20 protein-coding genes are annotated in these 19,734 nt (G+C 71.5%); 6 read left to right on the forward strand and 14 right to left on the reverse strand.

From position 1 onward, the window contains the following. The first annotated feature begins 59 nt into the window (after nt 1-59). The gene (locus tag AB1K56_RS12625) at nt 60-2,267 is read left to right on the forward strand and encodes an ATP-dependent Clp protease ATP-binding subunit (protein ID WP_371205931.1); all 2,208 of its coding nucleotides are present in this window, start codon (nt 60-62) and stop codon (nt 2,265-2,267) included. A gap of 79 nt (nt 2,268-2,346) precedes the next feature. Here the strand turns inward: AB1K56_RS12625 and AB1K56_RS12630 are convergent, their stop codons facing one another. From AB1K56_RS12630 to AB1K56_RS12640, 3 genes are all read right to left on the reverse strand, one after another. Further along, a complete protein-coding gene (locus tag AB1K56_RS12630) occupies nt 2,347-2,952 on the reverse strand; it encodes a YdcF family protein (protein WP_371205932.1) in 606 nt (201 codons plus the stop codon). A 191-nt stretch (nt 2,953-3,143) separates the two neighbouring features. Continuing rightward, nucleotides 3,144-3,728, reverse strand: a complete 585-nt coding sequence (locus AB1K56_RS12635) for a nitroreductase family protein (RefSeq protein ID WP_371205933.1) — start codon at nt 3,726-3,728, stop codon at nt 3,144-3,146. A gap of 161 nt (nt 3,729-3,889) precedes the next feature. Then, nucleotides 3,890-5,251 (reverse strand): glucose-6-phosphate dehydrogenase, encoded by a 1,362-nt coding sequence (locus AB1K56_RS12640; protein ID WP_371205934.1) that lies wholly within the window; start codon nt 5,249-5,251, stop codon nt 3,890-3,892. A 113-nt stretch (nt 5,252-5,364) separates the two neighbouring features. On the opposite strand from AB1K56_RS12640, the gene AB1K56_RS12645 reads away from it, so the two are divergent. Genes AB1K56_RS12645 through AB1K56_RS12655 form a run of 3 tightly spaced genes read left to right on the forward strand, consistent with a single transcriptional unit; the run spans nt 5,365 to nt 8,290 of the window. Continuing rightward, nucleotides 5,365-7,146 carry a glycoside hydrolase family 15 protein gene (locus AB1K56_RS12645; RefSeq protein ID WP_371205935.1) on the forward strand — a complete coding sequence of 594 codons (1,782 nt, stop codon included), beginning with the start codon at nt 5,365-5,367 and terminating at the stop codon, nt 7,144-7,146. 37 nt (nt 7,147-7,183) lie between these two features. Then, on the forward strand, nt 7,184-7,894 hold the full coding sequence (locus AB1K56_RS12650; RefSeq protein WP_371205936.1) for a hypothetical protein: 711 nt from the start codon (nt 7,184-7,186) through the stop codon (nt 7,892-7,894). A gap of 15 nt (nt 7,895-7,909) precedes the next feature. Beyond that, entirely contained in the window at nt 7,910-8,290 is a 381-nt protein-coding gene (locus AB1K56_RS12655) for a VOC family protein (protein WP_136588026.1), read from the forward strand. Between the two features lie 33 nt (nt 8,291-8,323). Here AB1K56_RS12655 and AB1K56_RS12660 read toward each other — a convergent pair whose 3' ends face one another. From AB1K56_RS12660 to AB1K56_RS12680, 5 genes are all read right to left on the reverse strand, one after another. Further along, on the reverse strand, nt 8,324-9,481 hold the full coding sequence (locus tag AB1K56_RS12660; protein ID WP_371205937.1) for a hypothetical protein: 1,158 nt from the start codon (nt 9,479-9,481) through the stop codon (nt 8,324-8,326). An 82-nt stretch (nt 9,482-9,563) separates the two neighbouring features. Next, nucleotides 9,564-10,679 (reverse strand): ABC transporter permease, encoded by a 1,116-nt coding sequence (locus AB1K56_RS12665; RefSeq protein ID WP_371205938.1) that lies wholly within the window; start codon nt 10,677-10,679, stop codon nt 9,564-9,566. After that, a complete protein-coding gene (locus AB1K56_RS12670; RefSeq protein WP_264632020.1) occupies nt 10,676-11,560 on the reverse strand; it encodes an ABC transporter ATP-binding protein in 885 nt (294 codons plus the stop codon). Before AB1K56_RS12670 ends, AB1K56_RS12665 begins: the two co-directional genes overlap by 4 nt. A 140-nt stretch (nt 11,561-11,700) precedes the next feature. Beyond that, nucleotides 11,701-12,417 (reverse strand): response regulator, encoded by a 717-nt coding sequence (locus AB1K56_RS12675; RefSeq protein WP_371205939.1) that lies wholly within the window; start codon nt 12,415-12,417, stop codon nt 11,701-11,703. After that, nucleotides 12,410-13,669, reverse strand: a complete 1,260-nt coding sequence (locus AB1K56_RS12680; RefSeq protein WP_371205940.1) for a sensor histidine kinase — start codon at nt 13,667-13,669, stop codon at nt 12,410-12,412. The genes AB1K56_RS12675 and AB1K56_RS12680 overlap by 8 nt, the downstream gene beginning before the upstream one ends. A gap of 143 nt (nt 13,670-13,812) precedes the next feature. Here AB1K56_RS12680 and AB1K56_RS12685 point away from each other — a divergent pair, with 143 nt between their 5' ends. Continuing rightward, nucleotides 13,813-14,385 carry an NADPH-dependent FMN reductase gene (locus AB1K56_RS12685; RefSeq protein WP_136588031.1) on the forward strand — a complete coding sequence of 191 codons (573 nt, stop codon included), beginning with the start codon at nt 13,813-13,815 and terminating at the stop codon, nt 14,383-14,385. A gap of 183 nt (nt 14,386-14,568) precedes the next feature. Here the strand turns inward: AB1K56_RS12685 and AB1K56_RS12690 are convergent, their stop codons facing one another. The 3 genes from AB1K56_RS12690 to AB1K56_RS12700 all read right to left on the reverse strand — a co-directional run bounded on the left by AB1K56_RS12690 (nt 14,569) and on the right by AB1K56_RS12700 (nt 17,293). Then, nucleotides 14,569-15,834 carry an RNA polymerase sigma factor gene (locus tag AB1K56_RS12690; protein WP_371205941.1) on the reverse strand — a complete coding sequence of 422 codons (1,266 nt, stop codon included), beginning with the start codon at nt 15,832-15,834 and terminating at the stop codon, nt 14,569-14,571. Next, on the reverse strand, nt 15,831-16,256 hold the full coding sequence (locus AB1K56_RS12695; RefSeq protein WP_371205942.1) for a YciI family protein: 426 nt from the start codon (nt 16,254-16,256) through the stop codon (nt 15,831-15,833). The genes AB1K56_RS12690 and AB1K56_RS12695 overlap by 4 nt, the downstream gene beginning before the upstream one ends. A 191-nt stretch (nt 16,257-16,447) precedes the next feature. Continuing rightward, entirely contained in the window at nt 16,448-17,293 is an 846-nt protein-coding gene (locus tag AB1K56_RS12700; protein ID WP_371205943.1) for an exodeoxyribonuclease III, read from the reverse strand. Nucleotides 17,294-17,376: 83 nt separating this feature from the next. Between AB1K56_RS12700 and pyrE the strand changes: the two genes are divergently transcribed. Continuing rightward, the gene (gene pyrE, locus AB1K56_RS12705) at nt 17,377-17,955 is read left to right on the forward strand and encodes an orotate phosphoribosyltransferase (RefSeq protein ID WP_264632026.1); all 579 of its coding nucleotides are present in this window, start codon (nt 17,377-17,379) and stop codon (nt 17,953-17,955) included. 80 nt (nt 17,956-18,035) lie between these two features. On the opposite strand, the gene AB1K56_RS12710 is transcribed toward pyrE, so the two are convergent. From AB1K56_RS12710 to AB1K56_RS12720, 3 genes are all read right to left on the reverse strand, one after another. Then, nucleotides 18,036-18,182: a hypothetical protein gene (locus tag AB1K56_RS12710; protein WP_316003836.1), complete on the reverse strand. Its 147-nt coding sequence runs from the start codon at nt 18,180-18,182 to the stop codon at nt 18,036-18,038. A 79-nt stretch (nt 18,183-18,261) separates the two neighbouring features. Continuing rightward, nucleotides 18,262-18,834, reverse strand: a complete 573-nt coding sequence (locus tag AB1K56_RS12715) for a YdeI family protein (protein ID WP_371205944.1) — start codon at nt 18,832-18,834, stop codon at nt 18,262-18,264. A gap of 2 nt (nt 18,835-18,836) precedes the next feature. Then, nucleotides 18,837-19,667: an HAD-IIA family hydrolase gene (locus AB1K56_RS12720; protein ID WP_264632028.1), complete on the reverse strand. Its 831-nt coding sequence runs from the start codon at nt 19,665-19,667 to the stop codon at nt 18,837-18,839. Between the last annotated feature and the right edge of the window lie 67 nt (nt 19,668-19,734).

Here is a 19,734-nt window from a genome sequence, read left to right on the forward strand (position 1 = left end):
TCCGCTGCTAAACTTGAGTCAACGCAACTCAAGTTTGCGACAGACTTCCAGGAGAACACATGAACGCCACTCAACAGCCGGGGCAGGAGGACGCGCGCAGCGCCCTCGAGCAGTTCGGCATCAACCTCACCGACCGGGCTCGCCAGGGCAAGCTCGACCCCGTGATCGGCCGCGACGGCGAGATCCGCCGTGTCAGCCAGGTGCTCACCCGGCGCACCAAGAACAACCCCGTGCTCATCGGCGAACCCGGCGTCGGAAAGACCGCCGTCGTCGAGGGGCTCGCCCAGCGCATCGTCGCGGGCGACGTCGCCGAGAGCCTGAAGAACAAAGAGCTCGTCTCGCTCGACATCTCGGCCCTGGTCGCCGGGGCGATGTACCGCGGCCAGTTCGAGGAGCGCCTGAAGAGCGTCCTCAAGGAGATCACCGAGTCCGACGGACGCATCATCACCTTTATCGACGAGCTGCACGTGCTCATGGGCGCGGGCGGCGGTGAGGGGTCGGTCGCGGCCTCCAACATGCTCAAGCCCATGCTCGCGCGCGGCGAGCTGCGCCTGATCGGCGCGACCACGCTCGACGAGTACCGCGAATTCATCGAGAAGGACGCCGCCCTCGAGCGCCGCTTCCAGCAGGTCTACGTCGGCGAGCCCACGGTCGAGGACACCGTGGCGATCCTCCGCGGCCTGAAAGAGCGCTACGAGGCGCACCACAAGGTCGCGATCGCGGATGCCGCCCTGGTCGCCGCCGCGGCCCTGTCGAACCGCTACATCCCCTCGCGTCAGCTGCCCGACAAGGCGATCGACCTGATCGACGAAGCGGCATCCCGGCTGCGCATGGAGATCGACTCGGCCCCGCTCGAGATCGACGAGCTGCGCCGGCACGTCGACCGGCTGAAGCTCGAAGAGCTCGCGCTGAAGAAGGAGAAGGACGCCGCCTCGAAGGAGCGCCTCGCGACGCTGCGCGACACCCTGGCCGGCGAGCAGGGCAAGCTCGACGAGCTGCAGGCGCGGTGGGAGCGCGAGCGCGCCTCGCTCAACCGCGTCGGCGACCTCAAGACCCGCCTCGACGCGGCCCGCGTGGATGCCGAGCGCGCCCAGCGCGAGGGCAACCTCGAGCGCGCCTCGCGCCTGCTGTACGCCGAGATCCCGGCCCTCGAGCGCGAGCTCATGGTGGCCGAGCGCGAGGAGCCCGCGGGCGACCGCATGGTCAACGACCAGGTCACCGACGAAGACATCGCCGCGGTCATCGCCGCGTGGACCGGCATCCCCGTCGGCCGTCTGCTGCAGGGCGAGACCGAGAAGCTGCTGCACCTCGAGCGCGAACTCGGCAAGCGACTGATCGGACAGAAGGATGCCGTCAAGGCGGTCTCCGACGCCGTCCGTCGTTCGCGCGCGGGCATCAGCGACCCGAACCGCCCCGTCGGATCGTTCCTGTTCCTCGGCCCCACGGGTGTCGGGAAGACCGAGCTGGCGAAGTCGCTCGCCGACTTCCTCTTCGACGACGAGCACGCCATGGTGCGCATCGACATGTCGGAGTACGGCGAGAAGCACTCCGTCTCGCGCCTGGTCGGTGCTCCTCCGGGCTACATCGGGTACGAGGCCGGTGGTCAGCTCACCGAGGCCGTCCGCCGTCGGCCGTACTCGGTGGTTCTGCTCGACGAGGTCGAGAAGGCGCACCCCGAGGTGTTCGACGTCCTGCTGCAGGTCATGGACGACGGCCGGCTGACCGACGGCCAGGGCCGCACGGTCGACTTCACCAATGTCATCCTGATCCTGACGTCGAACCTCGGGTCACCGATCCTCATCGATCCGACGATGTCGATGGATGCCAAGAGGGAGCAGGTGCAGGCGCTGGTGCGCCAGGCCTTCAAGCCCGAGTTCGTGAACCGTCTCGACGACATCGTGATCTTCCAGGCGCTCAGCCAGGACGACCTCGCGCAGATCGTCGAGCTCGCCGTCGATGCGCTCCACAAGCGCCTGCGAGAGCGCCGGCTGACCCTCGCGGTCACCCCCGACGCGCGGTCGTGGCTCGCCGAGCGCGGCTACGACCCGGTATACGGAGCCCGGCCGCTGCGCCGGCTCATCCAGTCTGAGATCCAGGACCGCCTCGCGATGGCGATCCTCGCCGGCACTGTGCGCGACGGCGACGTGGTCCGCGTCGACGTGGCCAGCGACGGCGACTCGCTCCTGCTCGAGAGCACGGGGCCGGCGGCCGAGGAGTCCGGCGACGACCCCGACGACGATGTCATCGAGGCGGAGATCGTCGACTGAGGAAGCCGACGCGGAGGGGGAGGCCATGCCCCGGGGCATGGCCTCCCCCTCCGCGTCCGTCACGTCGAGTCGGGAGCGCTCACGGACACGGTGTGATCCAGGCCTTCACGAACGCCGCGGTCTGGTACACGTACTGGAACGCCCAGTCGGCGGGCGTCATGGGCGTGTCGACCCCGACGACCGTCACGTCCCCCGAGTAGCACTTCGCGAAGATGTACCGCGTACGGGCGACGTGCGGCGTGTAGGTGATGACCACCGTCTCGGCTGCCGGCTGTCGCGCGACGTACGCCGTCAGCAGCCGCGCCTCCCCGGCCGTCGTGAAAGGCTCCGGGGTCGTGCAGGTCGCCCCCGCCTGGCGGCACTCGTCGACGGCGTCGGCGTCGAACGACGAATCCCCCCGGCCGGCGCGGGAGTCGGAGACGGAGATCAGCAGGGGGACGTGCCCGTCGGTGTCGCGGATCGCGGACGCCAGCTCGAGGCGTTGGGGCTGCGGCGGGCCGATGACGTAGACGAGGTCCGCTCCCGTCGGGTCGCCCTGGGGCGGGAAGACGTACACCGGCAGTCCCGCGACGGCGATCGCCGCCACCGCGACGACGAGCGCGAGGAGCGTTCTCCGGATGGCCCGGCCGAGGCGCACGAGCGGCCGGTGCGTCGGGAGGGCGCCGGTCGTGGAAGAAGTCGTCACCTCCGCGAGCGTAGGGGCCTCGCGTGAACGCCGTGGTGCGTCGCAGCGGCGCCAGGTCATCGGCGTGCCGGGTGAGAACGGCCGCCGCAGCGGCATCCGCGGGCACTCGCTACCCGTGCCACGACGACGTCCGCCCCCGTCCCGCGAGAGCGGCGACGGGGGCGGACGGATGCCGGTGACCCGGCGGGAGATCAGGCGTCGAGCAGCAACGACTCGGCGAGGGGACGACGCTCGCGCGGTGCCGACTCGCGCGTACGCACGGCCTCGTCGGCGCCATCCAGGTCGCCGAAGGCGCCGACCGCGATGACGGTCACGGGCGTGAAGCGCTCGTCGATCGAGAATGCGGTGCGCAGGTCGTCGGGGGAGAAGCCGCCCATGGTGTGGGTGGCCAGGCCGCGGGCGTGCGCCTCGACGGTGAAGAAGGCCGCCGCCTGACCCGCGTCGTAGGTCGCCCACGGGCGGGCGTTGCCCTCGTCGTCGACGGTCTCGGCCAGCACCACCAGGAGCGCGCCGGCGGCCGGCGCCCACCCCTGGTTGAAGCCGATGAGCGAGGCGACGATCTTCTCGTGGGCCTCGGTGCCGCGACGGGCGAGGACGAAGCGCCAGGGCTGAGTGTTGCTGGCGGACGGCGACCAGCGCGCGGCTTCCAGCGCGGCGCGCAGCGCCTCTTCGTCGATGGGGGTCTCCGCGTCGAAGACGCGGGTGCTCCAGCGCTCGGCGAGGACGTCGAGGATCGGGACGTCGGTCTGCGCGGTGCGGTCGAGAACGTGAGACATGGAAATACTCCTGAGGGTGAGGACGATGCCGGGACGCCGTTGACCCGCATCCATCCAACGCCCTGATGTCCCGTCGTGTTCCCGCGTGACCTTATGCGTCCGTGATGAGATGCGTCCGCGCTGAGCTGGGCCCGCCGCGGTCGCGCGGACGCGCGGGGCGATCAGGCGTTCCAGGCGGCCGGTCCGGCCGTTCCCGCCGGGTACTCGTCGAGCGGCACCTTGTTCTCGCGCCACGCGTCGATCACCGGCTGCACGATGCGCCAGCACTGCTCGGCGGCGTCGCCGCGCACGGCGAGCATCGCGTCTCCGTCGAGGATGCCGGAGAGCACTTCGCCGTAGGCCTTGAGCGCGCCGTCGCCGAGGTCGGCGGCGAGCGTCACCCGCTCGAGCTCGAGGGGGTCGTCGGCGCCGTTGACGTTGAGCCCGAGGCTCATCGTGTCGGGGCCGAGCGAGAACACCAGCACCGACGGCTCGCTGTCGCCCACGAAACCGCCGGGGAGGTGGCGCACGGGCTTGAACGTCACGGTCACCGCGGGGTCGCCCGCGCCGAGCGCCTTGCCCGAGCGCAGCAGGATCGGCACGCCCTGCCAGCGGGAGGTGCGCACCTCGACCGTCATCTCGGCGAGCGTCTCGGTGCCGCGCTCCGCGTCGACGCCCGGCTCGTCGACGTACGACGAGAAGTGGCGCTCGCCGACGTCGCCGGCGGTGTAGCGGGCGCGACGCGAGTTCGCGACGGGATCGTCGTCGAGGACGTGCGTCGCGCGCAGCACCGCCGAAGTCGCGTCGCGCAGATCGAGCTGGTCGAGCGACGCGGGCGGCTCCATGGTGACGAAGGCCATGACCTGCAGCAGGTGGCTCTGGATCATGTCGACGAGGGCGCCGGCGCGGTCGTAGTAGCCCGCCCGGCCCTCGAGCCCGAGGGCCTCGGGGAAGTCGATGCGGATCGACGCGATGTCGTCGGCCGACCACACGCTCTCGATGAGCCGGTTCGCGAAGCGGACGCCGAGGAGGTTGAGCACGGTCGAGCGGCCGAGGAAGTGGTCGATGCGGAAGACCTGGTCTTCGGGAACGAGCGTGGCCAGCTGCTGGTTGAGCGTGTGCGCGCTGGCCTCGTCGGTGCCGAAGGGCTTCTCGAGGGCGAGGATCGTGCCCTCGGGGAGGGTGACGTCGCTCAGGGCGAGACACGCTTTCTCGGTCACCGCGGGCGGGACGGCGAAGTACAGCGCGGGGCGCCCCTCGGCGTCGTCGAGGAGCTTCTGCAGATCTGCGGCCTTCGTGATGTCGGCCTGCGAGTACGTCGTCTCGGCGACCGCGGCGAAGGCGGCCTCGGCATCCGTCGTCTGGAAGGACTTCTTCACCACCTCGCGCCAGTGCTCGTCGGTCCAGTCGTCCATCCCCGCGCCGTGAAGGCGCACCGAGCGCCCGGGCTCGCGCGTGAGCAGCTGGCCGAGGGCCGGCAGGAGCAGTCGAGAGGTGAGGTCGCCCGAGGCGCCCAGGATGATCAGGGTGGTGTCCGCGGCCATGCCGCCACCGTAGCGCTCCCCACCGACACGCCGTCGGTGCTTGCAGCCAACGCAGGGGAGCCACTAGCGGGATGCTCTGCCGCGATGTCGGCCGCACCTGTCATGATCCGAGGGTGACGACTCCGATCGAGGATTACGCCGTCCTCAGCAACTGCCGCTCCGCCGCCCTCGTCTCCGCCGCGGGGAGCGTCGACTGGTTGTGTCTGCCGCGGTACGACAGCGCCTCGATGTTCGGCGCCCTGCTGGGCGACGAGTCGCACGGATCGTGGTCATTGCGACCCGCCGACCCCGAGGCGCGCGCCACGCGCCGCTACGACGGAGACACCTTCGTGCTCGTCACCCGGTGGGAGACCTCCACTGGTATCGCCGACGTCTACGACGCCATGCCCGTCGACGAGGGGGTCGACGCCGTCATCCGCCGGGTCGTAGGGGTGTCGGGCGCCGTCGATTTCGTCAGCGAGGTGCGCTTGCGCTTCGACTACGCCCGTGCGGTGCCGTGGGTGCGGCAGGTGGGCACCGGCGGCGCCCACGCCATCCTCGCCGTGGCGGGCCCGGATGCCGTCATCCTGCGCGGTCCGCGCCTGATCGCCGTCGACACCGCCCACCGGGGGCTGTGGACCACGGCCGCGGGGCGGAGCGTCGACTCGGTGCTGGCCTGGGGGCCGTCGTGGCAGGACCCTCCGGCGGCGTTCGACGTCGAGGCCGCGCTCGAGCGCACCCGCGAGTGGTGGGCGGCGTGGGCCGATCGCGTGCAGGCCGTCGGCGAACACGCGGCGCTCGTCACGCGATCGCTCATGGTGCTGCGCGCGCTCACGCACTCCGAGACGGGCGGCATCGTGGCGGCGGCGACCACCTCGCTCCCCGAGGCCTTCGGGGGCTCGCGCAACTGGGACTACCGCTACGTCTGGTTGCGCGACGCCGCCCTCACCCTCAGCGCCTACATCGAGCACGGCTACCTCGACGCCGCCCACCGCTGGCGCAACTGGCTGCTGCGGGCGATCGCGGGGGACCCCGCCGACGTGCAGATCATGTACGGCATCGCGGGCGAGCGCGACCTGCCCGAGCGCGAGATCACGAGTCTGCCCGGATACGGCGGAGCCTCGCCCGTGCGCCTCGGCAACGGCGCGGTCGATCAGTACCAGGCCGACGTGATCGGCGAGGTCATGGTCGCCCTCGAGGCCGCGCGCGACGCCGGCGTCGAAGAGACCACGTTCTCGTGGTCCCTGCAGCGCGCGCTGCTCGATCAGCTCGTGCACTGGGTCGATCGGCCCGACCTCGGCATCTGGGAGATGCGGGGCGATCCGCACTTCTTCACCCACTCGCGCGCGATGGTGTGGGCGGCGTTCGATCGCGGCATCCGGGCCGTCGAAGAGGGCGGGCGCGAGGGCGAGGTCGACACGTGGAGGCGGCTGCGCGACGGGGTGCGGGCCGAGATCGACGCGCGCGGGGTGCACGCGGGCGGTTGGTTCACGCAGCACTTCGAGACCGACGAGGTCGACGCCTCGCTGCTCGTGCTGCCGCAGGTCGGGTTCTGCGCCTACGACGACCCGCGCATGCTCGCCACCGTGGCCCGCATGGAGCAGACGCTCATGCCCGACGGCTGGCTGCTGCGGTACCGCACGACGGGCGTCGACGGGCTGAGCGGAGACGAGCACCCGTTCCTCGCGTGCTCGTTCTGGCTGGTGGGGCAGTACGCCCACAGCGGGCGCCGCGACGACGCCGTCGCCCTGATGCGCCGCCTCACCGCTGTCGCCAACGACCTCGGTCTGCTCTCGGAGGAGTACGACCCGACCTCGGGCCGTCAGGCCGGCAACACCCCGCAGGCGCTGTCGCACCTCGCCCTCGTGGGCGCGGCCGATGCCCTCGAGAAGACGCGGCCGCATCCGGCGGGCTGACCGCCCCGGGCCCTCCACGCGGTCATAGAGTCGTCGCATGGACGACGACGTCGAGCTGCGGGCGCTGCGCGAGCGCGTCTACGGCGTCGACGGCGCGTCGGCGACGCCCGAGATGCTCGCGCGCCTCGCGCAGCTCGAGGACCGGCACCGCGAAGAGCCGTCCGCGGCCCCCGAGTGCGCCGTCGACGGAACGGATGCCGAGCCCGCGGCCGATCCGCACCCGGCAGCGCACGAGCCGGAGACGGTCGAGCCCGCACCGACGTCCGTGCGACGGCGACCCGCGCTGTGGGCCGCGCTCGCCGCGGTCGGTGCGGTGGTGTGCCTCGGCCTCGGCGCCGCCATCGGGGCCGGCGTCGTCGCGCCCGCCGCCGGCCCGGTCGACCCCCAGACCGCGGCCGCGGCCTACCCGGAGCTGACCTTCCCGCAGACCGTCGAGGACGTCATCTCGGCCGACATCCTCCGCGACAGCGGGATCGATCCGTCCAGCACGCGGTACATCGCGACCGTCAGCGACTTCCGCATCTACCTCGCCCAGCCCGACGACGGCGACGGCATCTGCATCGCGACGTTCACGTCATCGGACAATCGACCGTGGTCGGTGGGCTGCGCCTCCGGGGGCGCCGGCCCCTCCGCGGCTTTCGGCGTCGACGCCGATCTCACGGTCGCGGTCGGCGACCCCGATCCGTCGGCCCTCGACGGCATCCCCATCCGCCTGTCCGACAGCGTCACGGCGTTCGTGGCGCGCTGAACCGAGGAGACCCCCATGTTCCACACTGACGGCGCCTTCAGCGGCTTCGCGGTCGACGACCTCGACGCCGCCCGACGCTTCTACGGCGACACGCTCGGCCTCGAGGTCGAGGTGCTCGACGACTCCGGGTTCCTGGCCCTGCACCTCGCCTCCGGCGGGCGCGTGCTCGTCTACGGAAAGCCGCACCACGAGCCGGCGTCGTTCACGGTGCTCAACTTCCCCGTCGACGATGTCGAGGCCGCCGTCGACGACCTGCGCGCGCGGGGCGTGGAGACGAAGATCTACGACGACGCCGACTTCCCCACCGATTCGCGCGGAATCATGCGCGAGGGGGGTCCGCTCATCGCGTGGTTCCGTGACCCGGCCGGCAACGTGCTCGCCGTGCTGGAGGGATGATCGCGCCCCTGCGGAGGTCGCGAACGTCGCCGTTCAGCCCGCCGGATCGAGTCGGACGCCCTGCGCCGACAGGCGGAAGAAGGCGTCGCGGTAGTCGTCGCTCAGGCTGAACGTCATCTCGGGCGGACCGACGGCGCGGATGAAGGTGTCGCTCTGCACGTCGGTGTCGGTCGACCGCACGACGCGCGCGACGGCATCGCCCACCGGCAGGCCGCTCTCGTCCGCCGCGGAGCGCATCGCGGGCCACAGCCGTTCGAGCGAGACGTCGTCCCACGAGAACTGCTCCGCCGCGAGCTCCGGCTGCGGACGCGCGGGACCGTCGTGGTCCACGCGGCCGCCGCGGTAGGTCCACTCGTCGGTCTCCACTGCGCCGACGCTGATCGGGGCGTCGACGACGACGGCATCCGGCAGCACGGTGATCGCCACCACGCGGTCGTGTCCGATCGCCTCACGGAGCGCCCGCGCGGCCGTCTCGATCTCGTCGGGCTGACGCAGGTCGACGCTCGCCCGGCCGTCGGCCCACGCCTCGAGGGTGGGCACGACCGCCGCGCGGAAGGGCAGGACGACGACGGATGCCGCCCCCACCGCGACGAGAGCGAACAGGGTCAGGCGCAGAGGCCGTCCGCGGCGGCCGACGCCGATCAGTGGACCACGCCGGCGTCCCCCGCCGATCCGCGTCCCGGGTGGGACCGGCCGCAGCGGCACGTCGGAGCGAGGCGGCACCACGAGGCGCTCGATCTCGGCCGGCGAGAGCTCGCCGTCGGCGAAGGCGATCTCCGGCCCGCCGTCGATGAGGATCGCGACGTCGCGCTCGCACCCGGTTCGGTACGCCGGCAGCTCGGTCAGGGGCACGATCCTGCGCACGGTCGTCGCCCACGCGTCACCCGTGAGGGCGGCGACGGTGACGTCGATGTCGCACACGGGCTGTTCGTTCAGGAAGGTGCCGGTCTGCCGCACCGCGTCGACGCGCGCGCGTCCGAGACGTCGGCCGTCGCGGGCTTCCCGCACCGCGGCGGGGGAGGGCGTCGCGACCGCGAGCCCCCCGGCCAGGCGGATCACGGTGGTCGTGGCGAGGAAGACGCCGAGGGCGATGCCGAGGATGAGCATTCCGGGGTCGGGGCGACCGAGCAGAGAGACGATCAGCCCCCCGATCGCCGCCCCCAGCGCGGCGGAGGCGAGCAGACGGAGCACCGCAAAAGCCTAGGGGAGGGATGCCGAAGCCCTGGCATCCCTCCCCCTGCTCCCGCCCCACCCGGGGTCGCGGGGCGCCGCCTCAGCCCTTCAGCGCCTCCGCGAGCTTGACCCGCGCCCCCATCCGCAGCAGCGAGTTCTGGTAGATGCGCGAGGCGAGGCCGATCGCCGCCACGCACGACGCGAGCAGGACGAGCAGCGACAGCACCGGCTCCCACCACTGGGCGTCGCCGAGGTACATGCGCAGCGGCATGCCGACCGGAGCCGAGAACGGCACGTACGACATCACCGTGAGCACGACGGGGTTGTCGTTGAAGAAGATCACGAGGAAGTACGGCGCCATGATCAGCATCGTGATCGGCGTCGTGGTCGCCCCGATGTCCTCCTGGCGGGACACCATCGCGGCCGCCGCGGCGAAGAGCGAGGCCAGCAGCACGAAGCCGAAGAGGAAGAAGATCGCGAACCAGGCGATGGGGGCGCCCAGGGCGGTGAGGACTCCGGCCTGATCGGTCACGGCGAGCCCGATGACCGCGACCGCCGCGAGCAGCACGATCTGCGCCATCGCGAGGATCGTGTTGCCCAGCACCTTGCCCGCCAGCAGAGCCCGCACGGGGATCGCCGAGATGAGGATCTCGACCACGCGCGTCTGCTTCTCCTCGACGACGCTCTGGGCGATCGTCCCGCCGAAGGTCGTCGCGGCGATGAGGAACACGATGCCGAACGCCAGCGCGATGAAGTAGCGCAGCACGTCGGCCGCGTTCGATCCGGGATCGATCCGGTCGACCGGCGGCGTCTCGCTCAGCATCTGCAGGAGCGTCGAGGGGACGCTGTCCTTCACCACGACGGTGAAGTCGAACGACGAGTCCGACGAGCCGGCCACCAGGGCGGCATCCACCGTCCCGTCGGCGACGAGGGCGCGCGCGGCGTCGTCACTGTCGGCGACGGTCACCTCGAGACCGTCGAGACCTGACACGTCGCTCTGGGTCTGCGCGGTGACGGCGACGGGGATGCCGCTGGACGCGGCGCTTCCCGCGGTGAAACCGCACCACAGCACCGAGGCGAGGGCCGCGACGATGAGGACGGCGGTCGAGATGACGAAGGCCTTGCTGCGCAGCTTCGAGCCGATCTCGCGCTCGGCGACGAGCCAGATGCTGTGCAGTTCGCCCGGGCGGGACGGGACGGCGGTCGAGGTGCTCACTGGATGACCTCCTTGAAGATCTCGGCGAGGGTCGGGCGGAGAGGAGCGAAGCTGGCGACGTCGCCGCGCGCCACGGCTCCCTGCAGCACGCGCTGCGCGGTGGCGTCGTCGGCCGCGTCGAAGAGCGCGTAGCCGCCGTCGAAGTCGAGCACGTTCACCCCGGGCTCCTCGCGCAGCCAACCCGCGTCACCGCGCGAGACCAGTTCGTACCGGTGCGTGGCGTGCTGTGCCCGCAGCTCGTCGCGGGTGCCCGCGGCGCGGATGGTGCCGCTCGCGATGATCACGAGGTCGTCGCACAGCCGCTCGACCACGTCGAGCTGGTGCGACGAGAAGAGCACCGCCGCACCCGACGCGGCCTTCTCCTGCAGGACCCCCGCGACCACGTCGACCGCGAGCGGGTCGAGCCCCGAGAAGGGCTCGTCGAGGATCAGCACCTCGGGCTCGTGCACGAGCGACGCGGCGATCTGCGCCCGCTGCTGATTGCCGAGCGACAGCGTCTCGACGAGGTCGCCGAGGCGCTCGCCGAGTCCGAGCCGTTCCAGCAGCGCGGTGGCCTTGCGGGTGGCATCCGCCTTCGAGAACCCGTGCAGTCGCGCGAGGTAGGCGATGTGCTCGGCGACCTTCATCTTCGGATAGAGGCCGCGCTCCTCCGGCATGTACCCGAAGCGGCGGCGATCGGCCGTCGTCACGGGGGAGCCGTTCAGCGCGACGGAACCGGCGTCCTTCCCGAGCACGCCGAGGGCGATGCGCATGGTGGTGGTCTTGCCGGCGCCGTTGCCGCCGACGAAGCCCGTCAGGCGACCGGGGGCGACGGTGAAGCCCACGTCGTCGAGCACGCGGCGACCGCCGTAGCTCTTGGTGATGCCGTCCAGTTCGAGCACGGTGCATCCCTTCTTCTCGTTGATGACCACGCTAGGCAGGCGGATGCCGCGGCACCTCCGCCCGCGGTGGGGTTGTCGCCCTCCACCCTGAGGGGGAGACCCCGAGGTTCCTGAGCCTGTCGGAGGGACCGGTCGCGCCGTCAGGCGAGCCCGTGGCGGTGCGCGAGCACGACGGCCTGCACGCGATCGCGCGCGCCGAGCTTCTGCAGCACGTTCGACACGTGCGTCTTGACCGTCGCCTCGCCGATGTACAGGCGCGCGGCGATCTCGGCGTTGCTGAGGGCCTCGGCCACGAGGGCGAGCACCTCGCTCTCGCGGTCGGTCAACGGCTCGGTCAGCACCAGCGGTTCGACCGCGCGAGCGCGCGCGGGTGTGATGGCGGTGGCGTCGGGCGTCGTCGAGACCCCGGATGCCGCGCCCCCGGCCGCCTGCGCGGTGAAGCGCTCGATGACTCGGCGCGTGACCTCGGGGGCGAGCAGCGCGTCGCCCGCGCCCACGATCCGCACCGCGGAGACGAGTTCTTCGGGCCCGGCGTTCTTCAGCAGGAAACCGCTCGCTCCCGCCGACAGTGCCGCGAAGAGGTAGTCGTCGCGGTCGAAGGTCGTGACGATGAGGATCGCCGCCTCCGACCGGGGGTCGGCGGTGAGCAGGCGCGTCGCCTCGAGGCCGTCCATGTCGGGCATCTGCACGTCCATGCAGATCACGTCGGGCCGCAGCCGTTCCGCGGCGGTCACCGCCTCGGCTCCGGTCGCGGCTTCGCCCACCACGGTGATGTCGGGCTCGAGCGACAGGATCGTGCGGAACCCGGCGCGCATCATGGCGTGGTCGTCGACGAGGAGGACGCGCAGCTCAGACATGCGACACCTGCGCCGGGGTCAGGGGCACGCGCGCGCGCACGAGCCATCCGCCGCGCGAGCGGGGACCGATCTCGATCGTGCCGCCCGACACGGCCGCGCGTTCGCGCATGCCCCGCTGGCCGAGGCCGGGCGTCGACGAACCGGACCGTCCCGTGTTCGAGACCTCGAGTTCGACGGCCTCCGCGGAGAAGCGCAGGCGTACATCGGCCGTCGCCCCGGGCCCGGCGTGCCGGCGGGCGTTGGTGAGGGCCTCTTGGGCGATGCGGTACAGGTTGACCTGCACGAGCGCGGGCGGATCGCTCTCGGGCTCGCCGACGACGGTGAAGGTGGTCGGCAGGCCCGCGGCATCCGCCTCGTCGACGAGGGCGCGGATGGAGGTCAGCCCGTGCGTGGTGGGAGCGGTGTCGGGGGAGGCGTCCGCATCGGGGGAGCGCAGGGTCTCGAGCAGTTGGCGCAGCTCGTGCAGGGACTGCCGCGCCGAGCCCTCGATGCTCGCGAGCGTGTCGCGGGCGGCATCCGGATCGCGCGAGAGGAGGGAGCGGGCCACCCCCGCCTGCACTCCCATGAGCGAGACGTGGTGGGCGACGACGTCGTGCAGCTCGCGGGCGATGCGCACGCGATCGAGGGCCACGGCCTGCGCCGCGGTGATCTCGCGCTCGGACTCGAGCTCGGCGGTGCGTTCCTCGAGGGCGGCGCGCTCGCGCATCTGCTGGTGGGAGCGGTCGCCGAAGTAGTACGCCCCGCCGAAGAACAGCGCGTTCACGCCGATCATGAGCAGCTGGTAGGCCACGAAGGGCGAGAAGGCGCCGGCGCGCGAGAAGGCGCCCTCGACGGACGGGTCGACGGGCTGCGTCGCATCTTGGAACATCACGATGAACAGCCACGCGAACATGCCGACGATGATCGCGACGCGGACGATCGTGGCGCGTCGGCGGCTCGGCTCCCACGCGCCGACGGTGTAGAGGGCGATGAACATCGCGATGTTGCCCGCGTAGAGCTCGGGGATGCGGAAGGTCACCGCGAAGAAGTACGCGGTCGACACGACCACCGCGGTGACCGACGGCCAGCGGCGCCGCACCGCGATCGGGATCGCCAGCACGGCGACGTAGACCACCGCGATCGCGAGGGATCCCTGCTCGTCTCCGTAGAGGCCCGAGACCGACGACAGCACGGCACTCAGCAGACCGCCGAGGAACAGCACGGTCGCGAGGATCAGGTCGCCGCGCTGCTGGGTGCGGGTGAGCCGTGGCATCCCTCCACGCTAGGGGGGACCTCCGACACCCGCATCCCCCGTGCGGCGGAGTCAAGCCCGCGGGGAATAGTGCCGACGCCGTCATGCTTTCGTCTGAATGCATTCGGGCGCGCCGCGCCCCCGTCTTCCCTGAGAGGATCATCGTGACCGAGTACACGATCGGCTACATCGTCGGCAGCATCTCCAGCACCTCCATCAACCGGCGCCTCGCCAAGGCGCTCGAGAAGGTCGCGCCCGAGGGCGTGACGCTGAAGGAGATCCCCATCGCGGACCTCCCCTTCTACTCGCCCGACTACGACGGCGACTTCCCCGCGGTCGCCACGGACTTCAAGAAGGCCATCGAGGATGCCGACGGCATGATCGTCGTGACCCCCGAGTACAGCCGTTCGATCCCGGGCGTGCTCAAGAACGCGCTCGACTGGTCGGCGCGCCCGTACGGTGAGGCGTCGTTCAACGACAAGCCCACCGCGGTCGTCGGCACCTCGCAGGGCGGCATCGCCACCGCGGCCGGTCAGCAGCACCTGCGCGCCGTGCTCCTGCACTACAACGCCCTCGTCCTGGGACAGCCCGAGGGCTACATCCAGTCGACGCCCGGCCTGTTCGAAGACGACGGCACGGTGACCGACGAGGGCACCGCCGCGTTCCTGCGCTCGATCATCGAGGCGCTCGTGACGCTGGTGAAGCGCACCGCGCCCGCCGAGGTCCCCTCGGTCTGACGGTTCGGCACGGCGGGGTCGGGGTGCGCTGCGCTGCTCCTCGGCCCCTCTGTCGGTTCGAGACCCGCACCGACGGAGGTCCCTGAGCTCGTCGAAGGGACCGGGCTGCCGGAGATCGGTGGCTTCGACGAGCTCAGCCACCTGCACTTCTCGCGGACGAGGGGAAGCCCCGGTTCTCCCCGGTCAGCGCCCCAGCGCCTCGGCCTTGCGTCGAAGGAGTGCAGCAGCGCGCTCGTTCCGGGTGCGGTCGGCGGCCTCGAGCAACTGCTCCCGCGCCTCGTCGTGGCGCCCCAGCCGCGACAGCAGTTCGCCGCGCACCGAGGGGATCAGGTGCGAGCTCCGCAGCGCCCCGGCGGCGGCGAGGGCGTCGACGATCGCGAGCCCCTCCCGGGGTCCGGATGCCATCGACACGGCGACCGCGCGATTGAGCTCCACCACGGGGCTCGGCGCCACGCGGCCGAGCGCCTCGTAGAGAAGCGCGATGCGGTCCCAGTCGGTCGTGTCGACCCCTGCCGCCTCCGCGTGACAGAGCGCGATCGCCGCCTGCAGCTGGTACGGCCCGCGGCCTCTGCCGCGCGCGTCGGCGCGGTCGAGCAGCGCCCGCCCGCGCGAGATCGCCGAGCGATCCCAGCGCCGCCGGTCCTGGTCGGCGAGGAGTACGGCATCCCCGTTCGCATCCACCCGGGCCGCGAAGCGCGACGCCTGCAGTTCCATGAGGGCGCCGAGGCCCAGCACCTCGGGTTCGCGGGGGAGGAGCCGTGCCAGAACGCGCCCCAGCCTGATCGCCTCATGGGCGAGCTCCGTCCTCAGCACGGCATCGCCGGATGTGGCCGCGTAGCCCTCCGTGAAGACGAGGTAGATCACGCTCAGCACGGCACCGAGCCGCGCCGGCCACTCCGCCGGATCCGGCGCCTCGAAGGGGACCCGGGCCGCGCTCAACGCCTTCTTCGCCCGCACGATCCGCTGCTGCATCGTCGGCACCGGGACGAGGAAGAGCCGGGCTATGGCCGCGGCGTCGAGGCCGCCGACGACCTTCAGCGTCAGGGCCACCTGCGCCTCGCGCGCGAGCACCGGATGGCACGCCGCGAACACCAGGCGCAGCACGTCGTCGTCGATCGGCTGCCACGCGGCATCCGTCACCTCGTCGAGATCCGCCCCGATGAGCCCGTACTTCTCGTCTCTCACCCGCTCCCTGCGCCACCCGTCGATCGCGCGTCTCTTCGCGACCGCGGTCAGCCAGGCGCCGGGGTTCGCCGGCACGCCGTCGCGCGGCCACTGCGCGAGGGCCTCGGCGACGGCATCCTGGGCCAGATCCTCCGCGGTGGGGAGATCGCCGACCACGCGCGCGAGCGTCGCGACGATGCGGGCGCCCTCGATGCGCCAGATCGCCGCGACGCGCCGCGCGGTGTCGGTGTCCGTGCCGGTGTCGCCGGCGGGAGCGGGGCTCACCGCGAGGACTGCTCCTCGCGCCAGCCCTCCTCCTTCTGGATGTACTCGTTGTCGGCGAACGCTGCGAAGTCGGTCTCGTCGGTCACGCGGCGCACCTCGAGCGTGTTGCCCGCGATGAGCGGCGCCCGGCGCGCCCACTCGACGGCCTCCTCCTTGGTCGAGACCTCGATGATCCAGAACCCGTTGAACAGCTCGTGCGTCTCGCCGTAGGGGCCGTCGGTGACGACGGGCTCCTCGCCGCCGAAGGTCACGACGAAGTTCTGGCTCATGTCCTCGGCCAGGCCGTCGCCCGCGACCAGCACTCCCGCGCTCATCATCGACTCGTTGTAGGCGCCCATCTCGTTGATGATCTGCTCGAACGGGATCTGCTTGTACGCCGCGTACGCCTCGTCGGTGCCGCGCATGATCAGCATGAACTTCATCGTTGACTCTTCTCGTCGGTGCTCTCTCGAGCGATCTGAGGGGAGCGAATGCCTCCCCCTACTATCGCGTCGAATGGCGACGATCGGAATCGACAGGGCGCGCGAGATTCTCGTCGATTCGCGCCGTGGCGGCCGCGCGGCACCGTTCATGGACGCCCCGGCGCGGCATCCGGATGCCGTGCCCCCGGCGCTCAGCCGAAGATCATCGGCAGGTCGTCCTCGTCGTCGGCATCCGACAGGTCGAGGTCGGCGACGACGGGGACGTGGTCGCTGGGGACCTCGCCCTTGCGCTCGTCGCGGTGGATCTCGGCACCGTGCACGGCGTCGGCGAACGCCCGCGAGCCGAGGATGAAGTCGATCCGCAGCCCCTCGTTACGGGGGAAGCGCAGCTGCTTGTAGTCCCAGTACGTGTATCCGGTGGGGATGAGGGGGCGGACGACGTCGGTCAGCCCCGCCGCCTCGAACGCGCGGAACGCCTCGCGCTCGGGAGGGGAGACGTGGGTGGTCGCGCCCTCGACGACGGTGGGATCGCCGTTGTCGTCGTCGGTGGGGGCGATGTTGAAGTCGCCCGTGAGGGCGAGCGGCAGGTCGGGGTGCGCGGCCAGCGTGTCGGAGGTGTACTGGCGCAGCTTGTCGAGCCAGTCGAGCTTGTAGACGTAGTGCGGGTCATCGAGGCCGCGGCCGTTGGGGACGTAAAGGCTCCAGACGCGGACGCCGTTCACGGTCGCGCCGATCGCGCGCGCCTCCTGCGGCTGGTCGGGGCCTTCCTTGCCCTTCTCGAAGCCGGGCATGCCGGGGAAGCCGATCTCGACGTCGTCGAGGGGCTCACGGCTCGCGATCGCGACGCCGTTCCACTGGTTCAGGCCGTGCGCGGCGACGTGGTACCCGGCCTCCTCGAAGGCGGCGTACGGGAACTGCTCCGTCTTGCACTTGATCTCCTGCATCGCCAGCACGTCGATGTGCTCGCGCACGCAGAACTCGACGGTGCGGGTGACGCGGGCGCGGATGGAGTTGACGTTCCAGGTGGCCAGGCGCATGGCATCCAGCCTACTTTCGGCCGGCGACATCGACGGCCGGGGTGACCCCGGCGTGATCCGTGTGGAGCACTAAACTCGACGCCGTGACCGCCGCCTCCACTCCCGAGCTCGAAGCCGACCGCCAGGCCCTCATCGGCCTCATCAACGCGGAGGCGGTGTTCCACGGCGACTTCACCCTCTCGAGCGGCAAGAAGGCGACGTACTACGTCGACATGCGTAAGCTCACGCTCGACCACCGGGCCGCTCCCGCGATCGGTCGTCTCGTGCTCGACCTCGTGAAAGACCTCGACGGCGTCGTCGCCGTCGGCGGTCTGACTCTCGGCGCCGACCCGATCGCCAACGCCGTCATGCACGAATCGGTGCACGCCGGTCACCCCCTCGACGCGTTCGTCGTCCGCAAGGAGCCCAAGGACCACGGCCGCGGACGCCAGATCGAGGGCGCCGACGTGAAGGGCAAGCGCGTCGTCGTCGTCGAAGACACCTCCACCACCGGTCAGTCGGCGCTCAAGGCCGTCGAGGCCCTGCGCCGCGAGGGCGCCGAGGTCGTCGCCGTCGCCGTCATCGTCGACCGCAAGACCGGCGCGCAGGCCGCGATCGAGGCCGAGGGCCTGCAGTGGCTGGCCTCCATCGACCTCGACGACCTGGGGCTCGCGCCGCAGTAATCCGATCGCGGCGCGCGGCACGCGTCGCCGGTGCGCCCCGGTTCCGTGACGGTGGTGCGATCCCGGATACCGCGCGCGCCTCAGCGCGCGTCGTCGTCCGGCCCGGGACCGTCGAACGGATCGCGGCGGTCGCCGCGCTTCGAGCGCCGCCACTGCACGATGAACGCGACGAGCGTCCCGGCGGTGATGAAGAAGGCGGTGATCAGCCAGAGGGTGCGGTCGTCCATGCGCCCATCCTCTCCGATGTCGTGAGGGGCCGAGCCGAACGCGCTCGCCGCACGCTCGGGCCAAGCGAGGGTCAGCCGCTCACGGCCTGCGGTCCTCCGCGGCATCCGAGACGATCTTCGCGATGCGCTTCGCACGGGTCTCGGGGCGCACAGCCGTCGCGATCTGGGTGAGGCCGAACTTGCGCGCCGAGGGAGGGAACGCGTCCCATCTCGCGCGCGCGATCGGCACGGCGTCCAGTGCGGCCGTGAGGTCGGCGGGCTCGATCCCGGCCTCGGGGCCGTCGAGCACCTCCCACGACCCGTTCGCACGTGCGACCTCGACCGCGAGGCGACCGGCCGGGCGCAAGCGTCCCTCCGCCTCGAGACGGGCGATGCGGGCCTTGTTCGTCGCCGCCCAGCCGCTCGTGGCGCGACGCGGCGCGAACCAGAGGCCGGAACTCACGTCGTCGAAGACCCGCACGGGCCCGTCGATCCAGCCGAAGCAGAGTGCTTCGCACACGGCATCTTCGTAGCCGATGTAACGACCCGCCGCGGCCCCGCGGCCGCGGACCAGCCATGCGCCCTTCGAGGTCGCGTGGTTCTGCTCGAGCCAGGCGCCCCAAGCGGAGACGTCTGCCGCCGCCACCTTCTCGCCGTCGTCGAGCGCTCCCACGGTCAGAGCCCGGCGTCGAGTCCGTCTTCGCCGTCGGCCAGCTCGGACTCGAGCGGTTCGTCGCGCACGAGCTCGGCGACGGAGCCGAGGATCTCGTCGGGACGGAACGGATACCGCTCGATCTCGCGCTGATCGCTGATTCCGGTCATCACGAGCACGGTGTGCAGGCCGGCCTCGATGCCCGCGACGATGTCGGTGTCCATGCGGTCGCCGATCATGCCGGTGTTCTCACTGTGCGCGCCGATGCGGTTGAGCGCCGAGCGGAACATCATCGGGTTCGGCTTGCCCACGATGTAGGGCTCCTTGCCGGTGGCCTTCGTGATGAGGGCCGCGATCGCGCCCGTCGCGGGCAGCACGCCCTCGGTCGAGGGGCCCGTGGCATCCGGGTTGGTCGCGATGAAGCGCGCGCCCCCGCGGATGAAGCGGATGGCTTTCGTGATGGCCTCGAACGAGTAGTTGCGGGTCTCGCCGACCACGACGTAGTCGGGCGTGGTCTCGGTCATGATGAACCCCGCCTCGTGCAGCGCGGTGGTCAGACCCGCCTCGCCGATGACGAAAGCGGATCCGCCGGGCATCTGCGACTGGAGGAAGTCGGCGGTCGCCAGCGCCGAGGTCCAGATCGACGACTCGGGCACGACGAGGCCGGACGCCCGCAGCCGTGCACTGAGGTCGCGCGGGGTGAAGATCGAGTTGTTCGTCAACACGAGGAACGGCGTGCCCTCGGACCGCCACTGGGCGAGCAGCTCGGAGGCGCCCGCGATGGGGGTGTTCTCATGGACGAGGACGCCGTCCATGTCGGTCAGCCAGCACTCGATGTCGCCACGGGTCCGCATGCGGCCAGCCTAGACCCGACCTCCGACACGCCCCCGGAAACCGGCGAGGGCGGGCCCGATCCGAAGA

The organism is Microbacterium sp. BWR-S6Y (assembly GCF_041379845.1).
Taxonomy (GTDB): Bacteria; Actinomycetota; Actinomycetes; order Actinomycetales; family Microbacteriaceae; genus Microbacterium; species Microbacterium hydrothermale.

Excerpts from the sequence above, each read along its gene's own strand:
- AB1K56_RS12650 (WP_371205936.1), top strand. The coding sequence starts at position 7,184 with ATGGACGACGACGTCGAGCTGCGGGCGCTGCGCGAGCGCGTCTACGGC.
- AB1K56_RS12695 (WP_371205942.1), bottom strand. The coding sequence starts at position 16,256 with ATGAAGTTCATGCTGATCATGCGCGGCACCGACGAGGCGTACGCGGCG.
- AB1K56_RS12720 (WP_264632028.1), bottom strand. The coding sequence starts at position 19,667 with ATGCGGACCCGTGGCGACATCGAGTGCTGGCTGACCGACATGGACGGC.
- AB1K56_RS12635 (WP_371205933.1), bottom strand. The coding sequence starts at position 3,728 with ATGTCTCACGTTCTCGACCGCACCGCGCAGACCGACGTCCCGATCCTC.
- AB1K56_RS12655 (WP_136588026.1), top strand. The coding sequence starts at position 7,910 with ATGTTCCACACTGACGGCGCCTTCAGCGGCTTCGCGGTCGACGACCTC.
- AB1K56_RS12710 (WP_316003836.1), bottom strand. The coding sequence starts at position 18,182 with ATGGACGACCGCACCCTCTGGCTGATCACCGCCTTCTTCATCACCGCC.
- AB1K56_RS12625 (WP_371205931.1), top strand. The coding sequence starts at position 60 with ATGAACGCCACTCAACAGCCGGGGCAGGAGGACGCGCGCAGCGCCCTC.
- AB1K56_RS12700 (WP_371205943.1), bottom strand. The coding sequence starts at position 17,293 with ATGCGCCTGGCCACCTGGAACGTCAACTCCATCCGCGCCCGCGTCACC.
- AB1K56_RS12675 (WP_371205939.1), bottom strand. The coding sequence starts at position 12,417 with ATGTCTGAGCTGCGCGTCCTCCTCGTCGACGACCACGCCATGATGCGC.
- AB1K56_RS12680 (WP_371205940.1), bottom strand. The coding sequence starts at position 13,669 with ATGCCACGGCTCACCCGCACCCAGCAGCGCGGCGACCTGATCCTCGCG.
- AB1K56_RS12640 (WP_371205934.1), bottom strand. The coding sequence starts at position 5,251 with ATGGCCGCGGACACCACCCTGATCATCCTGGGCGCCTCGGGCGACCTC.